This window comes from Chryseobacterium sp. OV279, assembly GCF_900128945.1.
GTDB lineage: Bacteria > Bacteroidota > Bacteroidia > Flavobacteriales > Weeksellaceae > Chryseobacterium.
On sequence record NZ_FQUD01000001.1, the window covers coordinates 1,550,943 to 1,568,430 of the forward strand.

The following is a 17,488-nucleotide window of genomic DNA, read 5'->3' on the forward strand; positions in this document are numbered from 1 at the left end:
CAAATTGCTTCCAGCGGGAACTTTTGTGTCAAAAAAAAAATAAAATGTCAAAATTATTCAGTCCGTTGAATGTAAAATCAATTACGTTTAAAAACAGAATCATCACTTCGCCAATGTGTATGTACATGGCCGAAGATGGCTTAGCAAGTGATTGGCACTTGGTTCATTATGGTTCGAGGGCAATGGGAGGCGCAGGTGCAGTAATGCTGGAAGCAACAGCTATCAGAGCTGACGGACGTATTGGTGTTGGAGATTTGGGAATCTGGAAAGACGAACATATTGAAATGCTTACCAAGATCACGTCATTTATAAAAAGTAGCGGATCTGTTCCTGCAATTCAATTGGCGCATGCCGGTAGAAAAGGAAGTACGTGGGCTTCAGGACGTGAGAGCCGCCCGTTAATGCCCGATGAAGAAAATGGGTGGGAAGTGATAACACCTTCTGCTATTGCATTTTCTTCAACAATGCAAACACCCCGCGAAATGACTTTGGAAGATATCGAAGAACTTCAACAAGCCTTTGCGGATGCTGCTGCGAGAGCGTTAAAGGCTGGTTTTGAAATGATCGAAATCCACAGTGCGCACGGTTATCTGATCAATGAGTTTTTATCGCCTATTCCAAACAAAAGAAGCGATTATTATGGTGGAACCATTGAAAACAGAGCAAGATTTTTATTTGAAATTATTGATAAAGTAAAAGCAGTATGGCCTTCTGAACTTCCAATTGCTGTTCGTATTTCGGCTACAGATTGGATGGAAGATGGCTGGAACATTGATGATTCAGTTTGGTTAAGCAAAAAATTAGCAGGGAAGGGAATTGATATTGTTGATGTTTCTTCTGGTGGTACAGTTCCGAACGCTAAAATTGTAGTGGGGTCCGGGTATCAATTACCATTTGCAAGTAAGATTAAACGTGAGTTGAAAAACCAATTATTTGTGGGAACAGTCGGTATGATTACCAGCGCACATCAGGCCGAAACAATTTTGACCAATGGAGATGCTGATCTTATTTTCATAGGCCGAGAACTTTTACGAAATCCTTATTTTCCTTTAGACGCCGCAAAACAGCTTCGTTCGGAAGTTCCTGTTCCTAAACCTTACGAGCTTGCCTTTTAACATCAAAAAACAAATTTTATGAGTATTTATTTAACCGTTGTCGTAAAGGCAAAGCCTGAGCATGTGCAAGAGATAAAAGGCCTTCTATACAGTCTCCCGGAATTATCTAAGAAAGAAGAGGCCTGCATCGAATATGATGTCCACCAGAGTATTGATGATGAAAATACTTTTATCCTTAATGAAAAATGGGAAAGTGTAGATGGTTTAGATCTCCATAATGAGCAATCATATTCAAAGGAGTTTTTTGCATCATTCGATAAATTACAAGAGCAACCGATTATCTATCGATCCAAATAATTCTGAATCGAATTTATAATCGTTTATAAAATTTAGAAATATGAAAAAATTAAATGAGTCCGTCACCATTATTACTGGTGCATCTTCAGGAATTGGTGCGGCAACAGCATTAAAATTGGCCAAAGCCGGAACCCGTATTGTTTTGGTGTCCAGAGCTGATGATAAAATAGAGAAAGTTAAGCAACAGATTGAAGGTGGAGGGGGTAAAGCTGAAATCTTTGTTGCCGATGTAACAGATATTGAGCAAATGAATGCTATGGTTGATTTTGCCATTGAGAAATTTGGAAGGATAGATAACTTGGTTAACAATGCTGGTCTGATGTTATTTTCACAATGGAAGGACGTTGCAATTGATGAGTGGAATGCAATGATTGATACCAATATCAAGGGTTATCTGAATGCAATTGCAGCAGTACTTCCTAAAATGTTGGAGCAGAAATCCGGTCATATTGTCAATATGGGCTCTGTGGCAGGAATCAATATCGACGTCGGTGCTGGTATCTATCACGGGACTAAATTTTTCGTTCGGGCAATTACTGAAAGTTTAAGAAAAGAAGTTTCTGTTCATAAAGGAATTAAGATAAGCCTGATAAGTCCGGGTGTGATTAACACTGGATGGGCAGAAAAAGTGACCAATAAGGAAGGAGCAGAAATCGCGGCAGAGCTGAACAAGCAGGCTATTGAACCTGAAGATATTGCTAATGCTGTGTTATTTGCATTTGATCAGCCTGATAATGTCAACGTGAATGATATCGTTATCAGCCCAACTTTGCAAGACTGGTAATATTTAATAAAAAAAGAATTTTTAAGTAATGAATAAATATAATAAGCTATTTTCTCCCTTATCATTTGACAAAGGAATTAGTTTGAAAAATCGGTTGGTAATGGCGCCAATGACCACTTGGGCATCGAATGAAGATTTTACCATTTCCGATGAAGAAGTCGAATACTATCATAAAAGAGTTAATGGGGTAGGATTGGTGATTACAGGATGTACCCACGTTACAGCAAATGGAATTGGTTTTACCCATGAATTTGCAGGATATGATGACATCTTTCTTCCTAGCCTGAAGAAGTTGGCCAATGCAGCCAAAAGTGGTGGAGCACCGGCAATTTTACAAATGTTTCACGCAGGAAATAAAGCAATTCCTGGTCTAATTCCCAATGGCGAAGTGGTAAGTGCAAGTGCTGTCTCAAGTGGACCTGTATTACTTTCCGATAAAGAAAATCTTCCGAAAGAATTGAGTGAAAATGAAATTCTGGAAATCATCAAAGCATTTGGTGATACCACCAGAAGAGCAATCGAAGCTGGTTTTAATGGAGTAGAAATTCACGGAGCTCACGGGTTTTTACTTCAGAATTTTATCTCTCCTTTTTTCAATAAAAGAAATGACCAATGGGGAGGTTCTCTAGAAAATCGTATACGACTTAGTCTGGAAATTGTTCGGGAAGTGAAAAAAGTAGTTTCAGAATATGCTGATCGTCCGTTCTTAATTGGTTACAGAATTTCACCTGAAGAAATGCCTCAACAAACCTATGGACTTCAAGATACTTTCATTTTAATTGATAAGTTGATTGAAGAAAACATCGATTATCTACATTTTTCTTTATTGGATGCTGTAAATCAAAAACCAATTGATTCAGAATTTTCAGATGAGCCAATATCAGTTGTACTCAACAATTATGTAAACAACAGGGTTCCTGTTCTTGTTGCCGGAGGTATTACAACACCTGGAATGGCTGATCGTGTTTTAGACTATGGTGTTTCTATGGTGGCAATAGGCAGAACTTTGGTTATTAATCCTGATTGGGTGGAATTAGTTGAAAGTGGGGAAGAAGAAAAAATTGTTTCAAATCTTAAATTTGATACCGTGGAAGATAAAAAAATACCCTCGAAATTGATGAAAATTTTTGAAACGTTAGAAGGTTGGGTTTCCTTGGAATCTTAAAGAAATTAAAAAGTATTAATCTGAATAATTTTGTTTTCCAAATAAATAAAAATGGCGCCACTTGTCTTAAAGTGGCGCCATTTGGCTGTTTGTGACCTCGACAGGATTCAAACCTGTAACCTTCTGAGCCGTAATCAGATGCGCTATTCAGTTGCGCCACGAGGCCGTTGTTACCTTGTTGTTTAAGGGTTTGCAAATATAGCACTTTTTTCTTTTCTTTGAAAGATGAAACAGAGAATTTTACTTTTATTTACAGTTGTAGCGCTAATCTCCTGTAAAAGAGAACAAAAAATTTCGTCCTCAGACTGGACTCAAATCTCAAACCGTACCCAATTTAAGGAGCATGACGGTCTTTTGGAGCTGAAGTCGGGAAATTTCACCTATAATTTTAAGCAAAATCAGACTCCATTTAAGAAAATCATCCTTCTGAATGCGAGCATGGCCGGGTATATTTCCGAATTGGGAGCTGAAGATCTCATCATCGGGGTTTCAAGTCCGGAGTACATCTATTCGGAGAAAATTCAGAATCTTTTAAAGCAAGGGAAGATCCAGAATGTGGGAAGCGAGCAGAAGTATGATGTAGAAAAGATCATTTCCATGAAGCCGGATGCTATTTTCACCAATTATATTGCAAGTTTTGACAATGCCTATCAGCTGTTGAAAAATAATGGAATTCAGGTTGTTTTTCTGGATGAGTACATGGAACAGCTTCCATTACAGAAAACCGCTTACATCAAACTTTTCGGAGAATTTTTCGGAAAAGAGAAAGAAGCCGAAGCAAAATATAAGGAAATTGAAAAAAATTACAGCGACCTGAAGCAGCTGGCATTAAAGGCTAAAGATAAACCTGTAGTGCTTGCCAATGAAATGTATGGTGACGTTTGGTATCTGCCGGGCGGAAAAACATCGGTAGCGAATTATATTGGTGATGCCAACGCTTCTTACATCATGAAAGATAATAAAGACGAAAAGTCTCTGACGATGAGCTTTGAAGAAGTATATGCTAAATCACCCGGCGTACAGTATTGGGTAAATGCAGGAAGTCACACCTCTAAAAAAGAAATGCTGGGAACTAATCCTTTCTACGGAAAACTGGAAGTATTCAATAAAGGAAAGATCTACACCATTGCCGGGAAAGAAAAAAACAAAGCCAACGACTTCTTCGAAAGTGGAGCAGTGAGAGCTGATCTGATCCTGAAAGATTACATCAAGATCTTCCATCCTGAACTTCTTCCGGAATATCAGCTTACCTACATGAAAGAGCTTCAATAACTCAGACGAATTGTTTATTTTTGCAGTTCCTTTTTACAAAAAATTATGTGGAAAAAAATTAAACAGCTTATTTTCATCGTTCTTGTTCTGAATGTGGTGTTCATTATCTGGGGCAGATTTTTCAATCCGCCTATTACCATTACTCAGATCGGAGGTATTTTCGAATTCGGAAAGTTGCACAGGGATTATATTTCCTATGACGAAATGGGAAACAACGTCAAAAAAGCAGTGATCGCTTCTGAGGACCAGAAATTCTTTGTTCACAATGGTTTCGATTATACGGCGATTGAGAAGGCAATGAAGAATAACGAGAAAGGGAAAAAAATCCGCGGTGGAAGTACCATTTCACAGCAGACGGCTAAAAATGTCTTTCTGTGGCAAGGCAGAAGCTGGTTCAGAAAAGGACTTGAGGCGATGTATACCTTCATTATTGAGAAAGTCTGGAGCAAAGATATTATTCTGGAAAGATACCTTAATTCCATCGAAATGGGGCAGGGCGTATTCGGTGTGGAGGCTGCAGCTCAGTATTATTTTGGGAAATCATCCAAAGATCTGAGTGCTTCAGATGCTGCCTGGATTGCGGCCGTATTACCTAATCCCAAGAAATACGACCCTAAAAATCCATCACCGTATTTAAGAAAGAAACACAATTGGATCATGAGACAGATGAGGAATGTGAGTTTGAAATAGTATCTTTGTCCTAATGAAATTTTTTAATTCCAGCACAAGTTTTGAATCAGTTCTTAAAAAATACTTCTCTTTTAAGAATGAAACCCTTTCTTTAGAGCCTTTTGCAGAGTTTTTAGAGAGCATTAAAAGGGCAGATTTCACGGACGTTCTCAATTTCCTTAAAAGTAATCCGGATTTTGCTGAAAATTTTAAACATTACATCCATAATGTTTTTAAAGGAAGACCTTTCAACCTTTCCCTGACCGAAGCCAATATTCTCTCAGAAAATGCCTTTTTTCCGGAGCTTAAAAAAAGGATCCTGAATAAAATACTGCCGCCCGTAGAAAATGAAAAAACGGTGTGGTACATGATTGATAATGTCAGTCTCAGACCCAAAAAAGACCTGCAATATTTACATAACCTTCCAGAAAATGAAATTGACGAGTTTTTAGACCTTCTCGACGCTTCCAATTTTATTACCCAAACTAATGTCAAAAAAGAACTAATCTTTTCGATGAGTATTCTTTCCTGGCGTGTGACGGGAATGGCGATGGAAGTAGAAGTGGTAAGAATGGCTCCGCAGTACAGAAATCTGGACAACCCTTTCCTGGCGCTTCAGAACGAACTGGAAGCACTTACGGAAAATCTTAAAAACGATCCTGAACTTCAGCTGCATTCCAAAGACAGCCGATACAAACAGATCAAGATCTATACGGAACACTGCCATGAATTCGTGAATATTGCTTTTAAAAATTCTGCGAAATACGGGATCTCCGGAAAAATAAACCAGTCATTGCTGAAGATCCGTCAGCAAACCGAAAGGATCTATGAAATTGTACAGCTCCTGGTGATTGATAATGAAGAAGATATTACGATAAAATCAAAACAGCTGATTTTTAATATCCTCAATTATAAATCCCATAAAAATAATATTGCAGACCTGATCAACGACAGTACACGTCTGATCTCGCACCTTATTACCAACCACACGGCAGAAACCGGTACCCATTACATCACATCTACCCGAAAAGAGTATATGACGATGTTCTACAAAGCCAGTGGCGGTGGAATTATTGTAGGTGCACTCTGCGTTCTGAAAATGCTCTACGGATACATTCCCGGAAGTGATTTTTCACATGCATTTTTATATTCGATGAATTATGCGATGGGGTTCATCATGATTTATCTGATGGGCTTTACGCTGGCCACAAAGCAGCCTGCCATGACCGCAGCTACCATGACAAAAGTTTTGTCGGAAGAAGGAAACAGCAAACGGAACAACACCGAATTTGCCCATCTTGTGTCAAAGCTTTTCAGAAGTCAGTTCATTGCATTTGTAGGAAATGTACTTCTTTCCTTTCCGATAGCATTAGCGATCATCTATGGTCTCGATATCTTTTTCTCCCAGAATTTAGCGGTAGAAAGATCAGATAAATTATTAAAAGACCTTGATCCGTTTAAGTCAAAAGCGATACTGCATGCCAGTATTGCAGGGTTCTATCTTTTTATTTCCGGGATTATTTCTGGAAATATTGGAAACAACTCAGTATTTTATCAGATTCCGGAGAGGATCGCAAAAAACCTTTCTATCAGAAACTTTTTGGGTAAAAAAGTTGCAAAAAGATTATCTAAATATTACGCTAAAAACTGGCCGGGAATTGTGTCCAATTTCTGGTTTGGGGTATTTCTGGGCGCAACCGCTCCAATTGGTCTGTTCTTCGGATTAGACCTTGATATCAGACACATTACTTTTGCCGCCGGAAACTTTGCGTTAGGCCTTTACGGAAAGGATTTCTCCGTTGATTCCTATACCTTCTGGATATCTTTTGTTACGGTCTTCCTTATTGGATTCTTCAACTTCCTGGTGAGCTTTAGTTTATCGATGTTTCTGGCCTTCAGATCAAGGAAAATGAACTTCGGGCAAGTGAGCGAAATTTACAGGGAGATCTTCAAATATTTTGTAAAAAATCCATTCAAATTTTTCTTCCCTTTGAGTTCAGGACTGGATAAAAAAGCTGATGATCTGATGAGCAGTACGCTTACCAATAAACAGGAAGAACACTAATTGACATTAAAAGTTATATCATCTATATACTGAAAATGCTCCCGTCAAGGAGCATTTTTATTTTTTATAGATAGGTTAAATATAAATTACCAACAAATATCCGGTGATGGACATCTGTTTGGAAGGATAGCATAGGATAAACACTCTCCCGTGTCACAATTAGCTTCACAGCATATTCTTACTCCGGAACCCATAATTTGGCTTAAATTTTCTCTGCTTAATTTTTTAATTGATTTTTTCATGGTTAGGTGATTTAATATTGTTCTCAAATATAATACTAAATTTAATATTGCCTATAAATTTTATGAAAAATATCTTTATAAAATGCGGATATCATTGAATTTATCTTCTCCAAACTTATCCTGGAATTTTTTAAGATAGAAACTTTTACGCATCTGAAAATCGTGTTTAAGCAGAGGAGAATCGATCTTGATCATAATGCATTTGTCTTCAATATTCACACTTCTGATTTCTTTGAACAGACTTTCATCAAGATAATCCTCTAGAAAATCTTTAATTTCAAAAGCAATCAGTTTATGTTCAAAACCATGAATCCTTGCAAAAGATTTTACAAGTTCGGAGGATTGAAATTCACGTTTTTTGTTCTTCTTCATAGGGTACGGGATGTGAAATATATATTGGTTGTCAGCTGTTTATTTTGATAAAGACAGTCAGAAAACCATAAAATGCTTACAATTTAATATTGGTAGTAGTTTAAGATATTTATTGAGTAAAACATCAAACCGGTTATTTTGTTCTTAATACGGATATATTTTACCTGATCCCGTCCCATACAGAACGTTCATCAGCCCTATCATTAACAGTAATTTGAGATTCAACATCAAAACGCATAGATACACGATGATCAGCACTATAGCTATCCCAGCCTGGGTTACCGTTAGTGGCAAAATTCACCCATGCTTTATGCACGGTATCAGCCAATTGCTGCGGCGGTTTATTACCCAGCATTTCAGCAAAACCAGCGTTAGTGAGATTATCAAACACAAAGGCAAGTTCAAGGCCGTGACAGGCTCCAAGTAAATCATTACATGCAGGAGATTGCCATGAGAATTCGTACACATGCACATTGCTGTGGTTCTCTGCTATTCGTAACGCGGGGATGCGGTAAAACCAATCTGTTATTATAGCGCTCAGAATATCACCGGGCGAACGGTCTGAACGGTTTGAGCGGTAGGTTTGAATAGCCTCAGCAGATAGTCCATAAGCAGAAGCCGAAATGTCCAGAGCGGGATCCGTGATTTTTGATATGATGCCATCAGGAACGAGAAATAATCTGAATTCCTCGCTATTAGTACCAATTAGAATATCTACGTCTTTACCTGCACCGCCGGCAATACATTCTATAGGGGTGGCTGTTAATAAATGACCATCAACTACCGGTTCAAAGGGCATCAAGTTGCGCGCAGCTTCACCCCACAATTCTACGGAAGGTTTTGCCATAATTTCTGATCCTAACTGACCCTGTGCAGCAAAAACTTTTTCGGCACTGACCTGTCCGATTGCTTCACGTGTTGGTGGAACACCAAGTATCTCAGCAAGCCTTGTACCAATAAGCTTTGCGGATGAAGGGCTGATCACCGAGTGTCCAGCTCCCGATTCCGCAATCGCCCGCCTGAATAACCCCTCTGCTTCCTTCATTGCAAGCAAGGTACAAACGCTCATTCCGCCAGCAGACTCCCCAAAAATTGTAACATTTTCAGGATCACCGCCAAAGTTGGCAATATTGTTCCGGACCCACTTGAGTGCAGCAATCTGGTCGAGTATACCAAGATTGGGTACCCCGTCACCAAACCATAAAAATCCGTCGATACCAATTCTATAGTTTATGGTAACCAAAACAACACCATCCCGTGCAAAATTACTGCCATCATATCCCGAAACAGCACCTGACCCGAGACTAAAAGCTCCCCCATAAATAAAAACCATAACAGGCTTTTTTCCGGTGATATCTGCGGTCCAAATATTAAGATTCAAATAATCGTCACCCGGAATGACAACATTGGGCAGCAATCCTGCAAATGGTCCGGATGAAGGAGTTATTTGTGGTGGGGTAGGTCCATACTCAGCTGCATTCTTTATACCTGTCCAGGGTGTGGGAGGTTGAGGTGGTTGAAATCGGTTGGCTCCAATTGGAGGAGCGGCATAAGGAATACCTTTAAATGTAAGGATTCCTTTCTCTGTTTTAACGCCCCTAACGTCTCCATATTCAGTGCTAACCGTGTGTGCTGTTTCCATCATAATTGTAAAAGTTTTATCACAAGTTACCAAAATTTAGTGAAATAAATAAAGTGATAAAAATGATATTTATTACTGAAACCGAATATTAAATCTTCGTCATACGTCAAAAATGATACTCTCTTCATTAATCTTCTTCACCACACTTTCAGTACGCTCCCGATGGGTATCCGTGATAAATATCTGCCCGAAATTCTCCTGATTAACCAATTCGATTAACTGGGAAACCCTTGTATCATCAAGCTTATCAAAAATATCATCTAATAGAAGAATCGGGGTCTTTTTGGTCAGTTCTTTTACAAGACTCATCTGAGCTAATTTTAACGAAATCAGGAAAGATTTCTGTTGTCCCTGTGAACCTATTTTTTTGATCAGGACATGATCCATTTCAAAAAGCAGATCATCTTTATGGATTCCTTTTGAAGTATAAGTGAGCATCCGGTCTCTTTCAAGGCTTTCCGTTAAAAGGGTCCTGAAAACTTTGTCAGGCTGATCGGAGTTGAAGCCTTCACTTAAATCAGACTGGTACTGAACGGAAACCGTCTCTTTTCCTCCGGAAATAATCTTGTAGAAATTCTGAATGATAGGATCAAGCCTCTCTACAAAGTTTCTTCTTTTGACAAAAATACTGGTCCCGAATTTACTGATCGGATCATCATAAATCTCCAGTGAATCTCTATCCCAGGTTCTGTTTTTAGCGAAATATTTTAACAGGGCATTTCTTTGCTGTACTGTTTTTTGATATTGAATCAGATTAAAAAGATATTCAGAATCCGTCTGAGAAATCATAGAATCCAGAAATCTTCTGCGGCTTTCCCCTGAATCTGAAATCAAATTCGAATCATAAGGAGAGATCATTACGCTCGGCAGATACCCGATGTGGTCTGCGAGGCGGTCATAGCTTTTATCGTTCTTTTTAATGATTTTTTTGGCTTCTTTGGGCTGGGAGATTTTGATGATATCTTCACTGTCCTCATTCTGAATTTCAGCGTCGATCGTGAAGAAATCTTCCTCCCTTTTGATATTGTTAGAATCTGTGTTTCCTAAAAAACTTTTTCCTACGGATAAATAATGCAGTGCATCCAGAATATTGGTTTTTCCGGCACCGTTGTTTCCCACAAAACAGTTGATTTGAGGAGAGAATTCGAATTTCTTCTCCGAATGGTTTTTGAAATTGTAAAGGGAAAGCTTTTTGATAATCATTTGTCAAAAATACTCCATTATTAGTAAAAATAAAAAAGGAAGTGCAGAACAGGTTTCTATCCAGAAGGAGAAATAGGTGTCATCTCTTTTATTTTCAGAGAAATAGATCAGAATAAAGGTGATGATTCCTGTAAGAAAAAAAGCGACACCATAAATAAGCTTAAGGTTAAAAATAGCAAGAATTACACTGATAAAGACCAGCACATAAGCAATATATTTGGTATTCTGAACCCCTATCATCTTGGGAAAAGTCTCTACCGTATCACTTTTCATGTCCCGGATATCAAAAGGAAGGACCAAAGCGGTTATAAAAAAGAAGCTGATCAGAAAAATAGGAAGACTGAATTCCGGAAGGGTAAGCCAGCAGTTGACCAGTGCCCATACCAATCCAACATAAAATACCTTAAGCAACGGAATCTTCCGGATATACACATCCAGGAAAAAACTGTTATAAAGAAGTCCCAGAACTACAATCACAAACCATTTCAAAAGTCTTACTTCATTATGATTATGGATGATCAGAAAAGCGCAGATAACGCCGGCTGCTGCGTTCAGAGCCAGTATTTTGAAAAAGTGTCTGGTATACTGATATTTAGTGTAAAGATAACCGCTGAAATAAGTAATGAAAATTAACAGAATGGTAGGGAAACGGAATGTGTTTTGCTCTGTCATGAAAAATACCGCAAAAATAGTTCCCATAATGGAGACATATATTTGACTGTCGATAACAGTTTTTTTCAGTATTTTTAAGAAATTCATTGATCAAAAATAATACCTATGAAAAACATCTCCAAATATGTTCTGTTGTTTTTTCTTTTTTTCAGCATATTTTTTTCGGCTCAGAACTTCTATGAGGAGCAGTGGCACAAAGTGGCAGAAGGCTATCGCAATGGCGAATTCAAATCAAATCTTCCCATTATCATGGATATTCAGAAAAAAGCCATTAAAGATAAGAACGCTGCCGAGATTATCAAGTCTTTAAAAGCTGAATTTGTGATCTATAAAGAAACCCATGATGATTCTAAAAATGATTATGCATCGGTCTTTTTTTCAAAGATCAGCAGTATGGAAAAGGAGCTGAAAAAAAATGACCTGCTTTTATTTAAAGTTTTGGAGATAGAGTTTTTCGAAGGCTATTATGAAATGAAGAAATGGGAGATCCAGAAACGGACCGATGTTGAAAAAGGAGATGTTGCCGAGATTGAATCCTGGACGAAACTTGATTTCAAGAACTACTATCTGAAGAAGTTTGGAGAGCTTTCAACCATTGATAAAAAGCTTAAAAAAATACATCTTGAAAAATATAAAGATGCTTTTGATAAAAAAAGTGATTTTGATTTCTTTCCTACACTCTACGACTGGAAAGTTAAAAAAAACATAGAATTCCTGAACAACAGCGATATATTTACAAAAAATGAACTGACAGAAAATCAACCTGCTGTTCTGTCATTGTACCAGAATCTGATTGATTTTAATCTCAAAAATCCCAAACTTTATTTTCAGCATCAGAAGCTGATTTACGAGAATAAAATAAAGAAAGACGATCAGTTTACCGAAAAACAAATTGCTCTGGTCAATTCTCCAATAGAAGGGGATTATAAAATATTAATTGTCAATAACTTTGCAGACAATCTTTTCAGATCAAAGCCTGAAAAAGCAATTGCCCTAATTGATAAAGTAAAAACAGAATATCCCGGGTCGAAATTTCTGAGCAACATCACTTACCTGGAAAACCAGATCAAAACTCCCGTTGTACAACTTTTTTATGAAGTGCACAACGAACCGGAAAAGCCTATACAGATTGTAGCTGAGCACAAAAATACAGATCAGTTTACCATCAAGATTTACACGCTCAATGATTTCAAAAAACAGCTCCAGTATCTGCAACATCTTAATTATTCTGAATACTATAAAAAAATAGATAAAACCCTTTTCAGAACAGATATTTTCACGCTTCCCACAAAAAAAGACTTTAACAGCCATACTACAGCCCTGGAAATGAAGGCACTTCCCAAAGGTTTATATATCGGTGAATATATCAACGGAGAAGATGTCTCCAAATTCTTGTTTATTGTAACCTCTTCCAGAGTTATTTATAATGAAAATAAAGACCATATTCTGGTTTCAAGGGAAAATGGAACGCCTATGCCCAATACCAGACTGCTGAGATACGGTTTTGGAGATTATTCAACGGTGAATGAAACCCAGCTGCTTATTCAGACTGATAATTTTGCCAGATTTCCGTCTGAAAAGGTAGACTATCATTCGATACCTCCTTATCTGATTTATGATCCTGTACATAATGATTTCAATATGATGGAAGGTGTCAATGAAGCCCATTCCAGAGCTTATCCGTATCCTCACACCCAGTTTTTTCTGGACAGGGAAATATTCAGGCCGGGGCAGACGGTTTATTTTAAGGCCATATCCACCATTCCGGATTTTGAAAAAAGAAGGGACAATATCATTATCAATAACGAGCAGGAAGTGACGCTGTACGATGCCAATAACCAGGTGATAAGTACTCAAAAATTTAAAACCAATGCCTTCGGGTCTTACAATGGAAATTTTGTACTGCCGAAAGATAAACTAAACGGGAGATTCAGAATGGAGGTTTCTGCCAGGTATAACAGTCATCACATCAATGACTCAAAATATTTTTCTGTGGAGGAATATAAACGTCCGAAATTTGAAATCACCTTTGATACCATCAAAAAAGACTACAAATATGGCGAAACCATAGAGCTGAAGGGTAAAGTCCGTACATTTTCAGGAATTCCTTTAAGCAATACCAATATCAGTTTTGAACTTAAAAAAGAAAACATACGCCAGCGGTATTTCTGGTGGTATCCAGTGGAACAGTACAGCAATGAAAATTCAATCTTAGGAAAAGCAGAAACCAATGAAAAAGGAGAATTTATCATTAAAATCGATTTGAAAAAAGATGAGAATACGGAAGGAATACAGGTTCACAACTATAAAGTAAAAACGTCTGCCACAGACATTAACGGAGAAACTCAATTTGCAGAAACCAATGTAAAGGTAGCTTCGGTCTCGCATTATCTCACTGCGGATGAAATAAACGAAGCTTCTGCGAATGAAGAACTTAAGATCAAAGTAAAATCTTTCAATTACAATGATATTCCTTTAGAGAAAAATTATAGAGTAAAACTGGTTCAGCTCAGACAGCCGAAACGGATTCTCAGAAACAATTTTAAGAATAATATTCAGGATCTTCCGAACATGTCGAGAGAAGAGTTCCTGTCAAAATTCCCGCATGACAGATATGATAAGTCGGAAGATCGTAAAAACGGGGAAATTCTGAAAACGGTTACAGAGCTTTCTCAGAATAACAAAGAACTGAATCTTGGAACGCTGAAAGCCGGAGATTACAGATTACTGGTGTACAATATCGAAGGAAAAGATACCATAAAAACCCTGCAGGATTTCAGTATCTGGGATAAAAACGGATTGGGACCGGATCAGTTCCCGTTCCTGAAAATCACCGCTCCCAAAGAGGAAGTGAAAAGAGGTTCACAGGTGACTTTATATGCCTATTCAGCCATTTCTGATGCTGTAGTAAACGTATACTGGCAGGACGGACAGGGACAGAGAAAACGTGAAGAAAAGAAGTTGACCAACGGTGTACTGGCTTATACCTTCCCGGTTTCTCAGGATAAAAAAATAGTTAAATATAATATACAGTTTGTGCTGGCTCATTACAATGATGTTCAGAATGAATTTGCCAATATTTATGTTAAAAAAGAAGAAGAGCCTTTAAAAATTGAACTGACTACTTTCAGGGATAAAGTAGAGCCCAATTCAAAAGAAAAGTGGAGCATTAAAGTATTGGGGAAAAACAAAGAAAAAGTAGTGGCAGAAGTACTGGCTGCCATGTATGACAAATCTCTTGATAAATTTATAGCGAATACCTATACATTCAACAAATACTACATTCCATACAGTGTTATTGAAGATTATAATGTAGGTAACTTCTTTGAATCTCTATATTGGTACAGGAAAATCAACTATGTTGAAACTAAAAACGTATACTTCCCGCAGTTCAAATGGTTTGATGATAATGTCTTTTATAATCTGCTGGTTAAATACGGTCTTACCACAGATACCGATGGTGATGGAGTTGATGATGCACATGATGCATGCCCTACAGTTCCGGGATTGGAGTCCTATAACGGCTGCCCGAGTCCCAAACATTCAGTAGCCATGGAAGTAAGCAGTGAAGGGAGCAAAAAAAGAGGACGTTTTGAAAATGAAGAAGACCGAAAATTGGCAGATAACAAAAAAGATAAGCAGTCTGAAGATAAAAAAGAAGATCTGAGTGATGTACAGGTCCGTAAGAACCTAAATGAAACCGCTTTTTTCTATCCTCAGCTGAGAACAGATCAGGAAGGCCGCGTGAGCTTTGAATTAACAACCCCTGAAGCCCTCACCAAATGGAAACTGATGTTCCTGGCACACACCAAAGATGCGAGATCTGCGGTTTTGGAAAAGGATATTGTTACGCAGAAAAAACTTTCCGTCAATCCAAACTATCCGAGATTTTTAAGAGAAGGTGATGAACTTAATTTCCAGACCAGGATATCCAATCTTACCGACGAAGCTATGGCTGGTGCTGCATCTTTACAGATCCTGAATGCAGAGACCAATGAAGATATTTCATCATTATTTGGGGTTACATCTGTGCAGAACTTTAATGTGGGAGGAACGGGAAATGCTACAGTAAGCTGGAACATTAAAACACCATTCAACAGGGTATATTCAATCATCATTAAAGTGGTGGCAAAAGCAGGGAACTATTCCGATGGTGAACAGATTCCGGTTGCCGTCCTTTCAAACAGGATGCTGGTTACCGATGCTGTGCCGCTTTTTGTAAAGGAAGGACAGACCAAAACATTTACATTGGATAATTTAAAAAACAATACATCAAAAACAGCTTCTAATTTCAGTAATACGCTGGAGCTGAAAACCAATCCGATCTGGGAAATTATTTTCGCGCTTCCTGATCTGAGCCAGAATTTAAATATAACCTCTGATGAAATATTCAATACCTGGTTTTCAGATGTGGTGGGAACTGAAATTTTCAAAGCGAACCCAAGAATGAAAGCGGTTTTTGATGAATACAAAACTGCCGGTCTCCTAAAAAGCAATCTTGAAAAAAATCAGGAACTGAAACAGGTTCTGCTGGAAGAAACCCCATGGGTCCTGCAGGCCAAATCCGAAACGGAAACCATGAATAATATCTCAAGGCTTTTCGAAGTGAATGCGATGAAAAATTCCATCAGTAAAGATTGGAATCTTCTTAAAGAATATCAGAACCGGAATGGTGGATTTCCTTGGCTTCCGGGTTATGACAGTTCCTATACCTGCTCATTATACATCCTGAAAAATCTGGGCAAAATGAATGAATGGCTTAAAGAAGGAATCTCTGAATACCAGTCCGGCCAGAATACAATGGTTTCCTCACTGATCAGTTTTGTAGACGGGCAGCTGGAAAGATACTGGAACGGGGAAGAAGACAATCCGTGGAGTAATTTCGCTTTGGATTATCTCGATGCCAGACGATATTGGGAAAAAGAATATCCTATTGAAGGAAAGGGAGCGGCATTGAAAAGTATGATCATCAGCCGTGCGGACAAATTCAAAGTAACGGATCTTACGTTTTTCGGAGTTCACAGGGCGGCACTTATTTATGACAGCTACGGACTTCATAATACCTCTAAAAAGCTGGTCAACTATCTGAAAGAAACGTCTGTATCCTCAGAAACTCAGGGCGCTTACTGGAAAAAAAACCTGAACGACTGGGGCTGGTATGAAAGCAAAGCGGTGAATCATGCTGGAGCTATAGAAGCTTTAAATAAAGTAGCTCCAAACGATATTAATTTCATTGAAGAATCTAAAGTATGGCTGGCTACCCAAAAAGAAGTAAATTCATGGGGGAATTCCAGAACCACAGCGGAGATTATTTATATTATGATGAATTCAGGAAAATCATGGACAACACCTGAAGCGGACAAAGCCACTGTGACCTGGGGCGGAAAGAACGTTTCACCACAGACTAAAACGACAGGTTATCTGAAACAGATCATTAAATCAGATAAGATCAATCCGAGCCTCGGGGAAGTTACCATTGCTAAATCTGGTCCGGGAATTGCACAAGGTGGATTATTCTGGCAGTATTATGAAGATCTGGAGAATGTAAAATCTACAGAAACCTATCTTTCAATGAACAGAGAATACTATAAAAAGATAAAAACAGAAAACGGAGAGCAACTGCTGAAGATTACTGAAAACAGCCCGCTGAAGGTAGGAGACAGACTCACTGTAAGAATGATCCTGAATACAGACCGCCCGATGCAGTACGTACACCTGAAAGATATGAGAGCAGCCGGCCTAGAGCCTGTAGATGTACTGTCCGGGTATCAGTATGAAAATAATCTGGGCTATTACCAGGTGACAAAAGATGCCTCTACCAACTTCTTTATCTATTATATGCCAAAAGGGAAATATGTATTTGAGTATGACCTGGTATGTAATGCTTCAGGAAACTTCTCCAGTGGTTTTGCGGTTCTTCAGAATTATTATGCCCCTCAGATGAATGCCAGAACCAAAGGAGACAAAATAGAAATAAGAAAATAACAATA

12 protein-coding genes and 1 tRNA gene are annotated in these 17,488 nt (G+C 38.3%); 8 read left to right on the top strand and 5 right to left on the bottom strand.

Annotated elements, in window-relative coordinates; genetic code table 11:
- Positions 1–44 precede the first annotated feature (44 nt).
- From BUA72_RS06895 to BUA72_RS06910, 4 genes are read left to right on the top strand one after another with little or no spacing between them, the layout of a single operon-like run.
- Complete coding sequence (locus tag BUA72_RS06895; RefSeq protein ID WP_072922312.1) at positions 45–1,115, top strand: NADH:flavin oxidoreductase/NADH oxidase; 1,071 nt, start codon at positions 45–47, stop codon at positions 1,113–1,115.
- 18 nt (positions 1,116–1,133) lie between these two features.
- Positions 1,134–1,412 carry a putative quinol monooxygenase gene (locus tag BUA72_RS06900; protein ID WP_072922313.1) on the top strand — a complete coding sequence of 93 codons (279 nt, stop codon included), beginning with the start codon at positions 1,134–1,136 and terminating at the stop codon, positions 1,410–1,412.
- Between the two features lie 40 nt (positions 1,413–1,452).
- A complete protein-coding gene (locus tag BUA72_RS06905; protein WP_072922314.1) occupies positions 1,453–2,196 on the top strand; it encodes an SDR family oxidoreductase in 744 nt (247 codons plus the stop codon).
- Between the two features lie 28 nt (positions 2,197–2,224).
- Complete coding sequence (locus tag BUA72_RS06910; protein ID WP_072922315.1) at positions 2,225–3,361, top strand: NADH-dependent flavin oxidoreductase; 1,137 nt, start codon at positions 2,225–2,227, stop codon at positions 3,359–3,361.
- A 92-nt stretch (positions 3,362–3,453) separates the two neighbouring features.
- On the opposite strand, the gene BUA72_RS06915 is transcribed toward BUA72_RS06910, so the two are convergent.
- Positions 3,454–3,527 (bottom strand) — tRNA-Arg (locus tag BUA72_RS06915).
- A 59-nt stretch (positions 3,528–3,586) separates the two neighbouring features.
- Here BUA72_RS06915 and BUA72_RS06920 point away from each other — a divergent pair.
- From BUA72_RS06920 to BUA72_RS06930, 3 genes are read left to right on the top strand one after another with little or no spacing between them, the layout of a single operon-like run.
- Positions 3,587–4,633: an ABC transporter substrate-binding protein gene (locus BUA72_RS06920; protein WP_047451750.1), complete on the top strand. Its 1,047-nt coding sequence runs from the start codon at positions 3,587–3,589 to the stop codon at positions 4,631–4,633.
- Between the two features lie 45 nt (positions 4,634–4,678).
- Positions 4,679–5,323 carry a monofunctional biosynthetic peptidoglycan transglycosylase gene (gene mtgA, locus BUA72_RS06925; RefSeq protein ID WP_034724940.1) on the top strand — a complete coding sequence of 215 codons (645 nt, stop codon included), beginning with the start codon at positions 4,679–4,681 and terminating at the stop codon, positions 5,321–5,323.
- A 13-nt stretch (positions 5,324–5,336) separates the two neighbouring features.
- Positions 5,337–7,367, top strand: a complete 2,031-nt coding sequence (locus BUA72_RS06930; RefSeq protein ID WP_072922316.1) for a recombinase — start codon at positions 5,337–5,339, stop codon at positions 7,365–7,367.
- 317 nt (positions 7,368–7,684) lie between these two features.
- Here BUA72_RS06930 and BUA72_RS06935 read toward each other — a convergent pair whose 3' ends face one another.
- From BUA72_RS06935 to BUA72_RS06950, 4 genes are all read right to left on the bottom strand, one after another.
- Positions 7,685–7,981 (bottom strand): DciA family protein, encoded by a 297-nt coding sequence (locus tag BUA72_RS06935; protein WP_047451746.1) that lies wholly within the window; start codon positions 7,979–7,981, stop codon positions 7,685–7,687.
- Positions 7,982–8,141: 160 nt separating this feature from the next.
- The gene (locus BUA72_RS06940) at positions 8,142–9,626 is read right to left on the bottom strand and encodes a carboxylesterase/lipase family protein (protein WP_228407845.1); all 1,485 of its coding nucleotides are present in this window, start codon (positions 9,624–9,626) and stop codon (positions 8,142–8,144) included.
- A gap of 96 nt (positions 9,627–9,722) precedes the next feature.
- Positions 9,723–10,826, bottom strand: a complete 1,104-nt coding sequence (recF, locus tag BUA72_RS06945) for a DNA replication/repair protein RecF (RefSeq protein ID WP_072922317.1) — start codon at positions 10,824–10,826, stop codon at positions 9,723–9,725.
- Positions 10,827–10,829: 3 nt separating this feature from the next.
- Positions 10,830–11,525 carry a UbiA prenyltransferase family protein gene (locus tag BUA72_RS06950; protein ID WP_317043235.1) on the bottom strand — a complete coding sequence of 232 codons (696 nt, stop codon included), beginning with the start codon at positions 11,523–11,525 and terminating at the stop codon, positions 10,830–10,832.
- Positions 11,526–11,603: 78 nt separating this feature from the next.
- On the opposite strand from BUA72_RS06950, the gene BUA72_RS06955 reads away from it, so the two are divergent.
- Positions 11,604–17,483 (top strand): alpha-2-macroglobulin family protein, encoded by a 5,880-nt coding sequence (locus BUA72_RS06955; protein WP_072922319.1) that lies wholly within the window; start codon positions 11,604–11,606, stop codon positions 17,481–17,483.
- Positions 17,484–17,488 lie beyond the last annotated feature (5 nt).

Excerpts from the sequence above, each read along its gene's own strand:
- BUA72_RS06905 (WP_072922314.1), top strand. The coding sequence starts at position 1,453 with ATGAAAAAATTAAATGAGTCCGTCACCATTATTACTGGTGCATCTTCA.
- BUA72_RS06935 (WP_047451746.1), bottom strand. The coding sequence starts at position 7,981 with ATGAAGAAGAACAAAAAACGTGAATTTCAATCCTCCGAACTTGTAAAA.
- BUA72_RS06895 (WP_072922312.1), top strand. The coding sequence starts at position 45 with ATGTCAAAATTATTCAGTCCGTTGAATGTAAAATCAATTACGTTTAAA.
- BUA72_RS06900 (WP_072922313.1), top strand. The coding sequence starts at position 1,134 with ATGAGTATTTATTTAACCGTTGTCGTAAAGGCAAAGCCTGAGCATGTG.
- recF (WP_072922317.1), bottom strand. The coding sequence starts at position 10,826 with ATGATTATCAAAAAGCTTTCCCTTTACAATTTCAAAAACCATTCGGAG.
- BUA72_RS06955 (WP_072922319.1), top strand. The coding sequence starts at position 11,604 with ATGAAAAACATCTCCAAATATGTTCTGTTGTTTTTTCTTTTTTTCAGC.
- BUA72_RS06950 (WP_317043235.1), bottom strand. The coding sequence starts at position 11,525 with ATGGGAACTATTTTTGCGGTATTTTTCATGACAGAGCAAAACACATTC.
- BUA72_RS06920 (WP_047451750.1), top strand. The coding sequence starts at position 3,587 with ATGAAACAGAGAATTTTACTTTTATTTACAGTTGTAGCGCTAATCTCC.
- BUA72_RS06940 (WP_228407845.1), bottom strand. The coding sequence starts at position 9,626 with ATGATGGAAACAGCACACACGGTTAGCACTGAATATGGAGACGTTAGG.
- BUA72_RS06910 (WP_072922315.1), top strand. The coding sequence starts at position 2,225 with ATGAATAAATATAATAAGCTATTTTCTCCCTTATCATTTGACAAAGGA.
- mtgA (WP_034724940.1), top strand. The coding sequence starts at position 4,679 with ATGTGGAAAAAAATTAAACAGCTTATTTTCATCGTTCTTGTTCTGAAT.
- BUA72_RS06930 (WP_072922316.1), top strand. The coding sequence starts at position 5,337 with ATGAAATTTTTTAATTCCAGCACAAGTTTTGAATCAGTTCTTAAAAAA.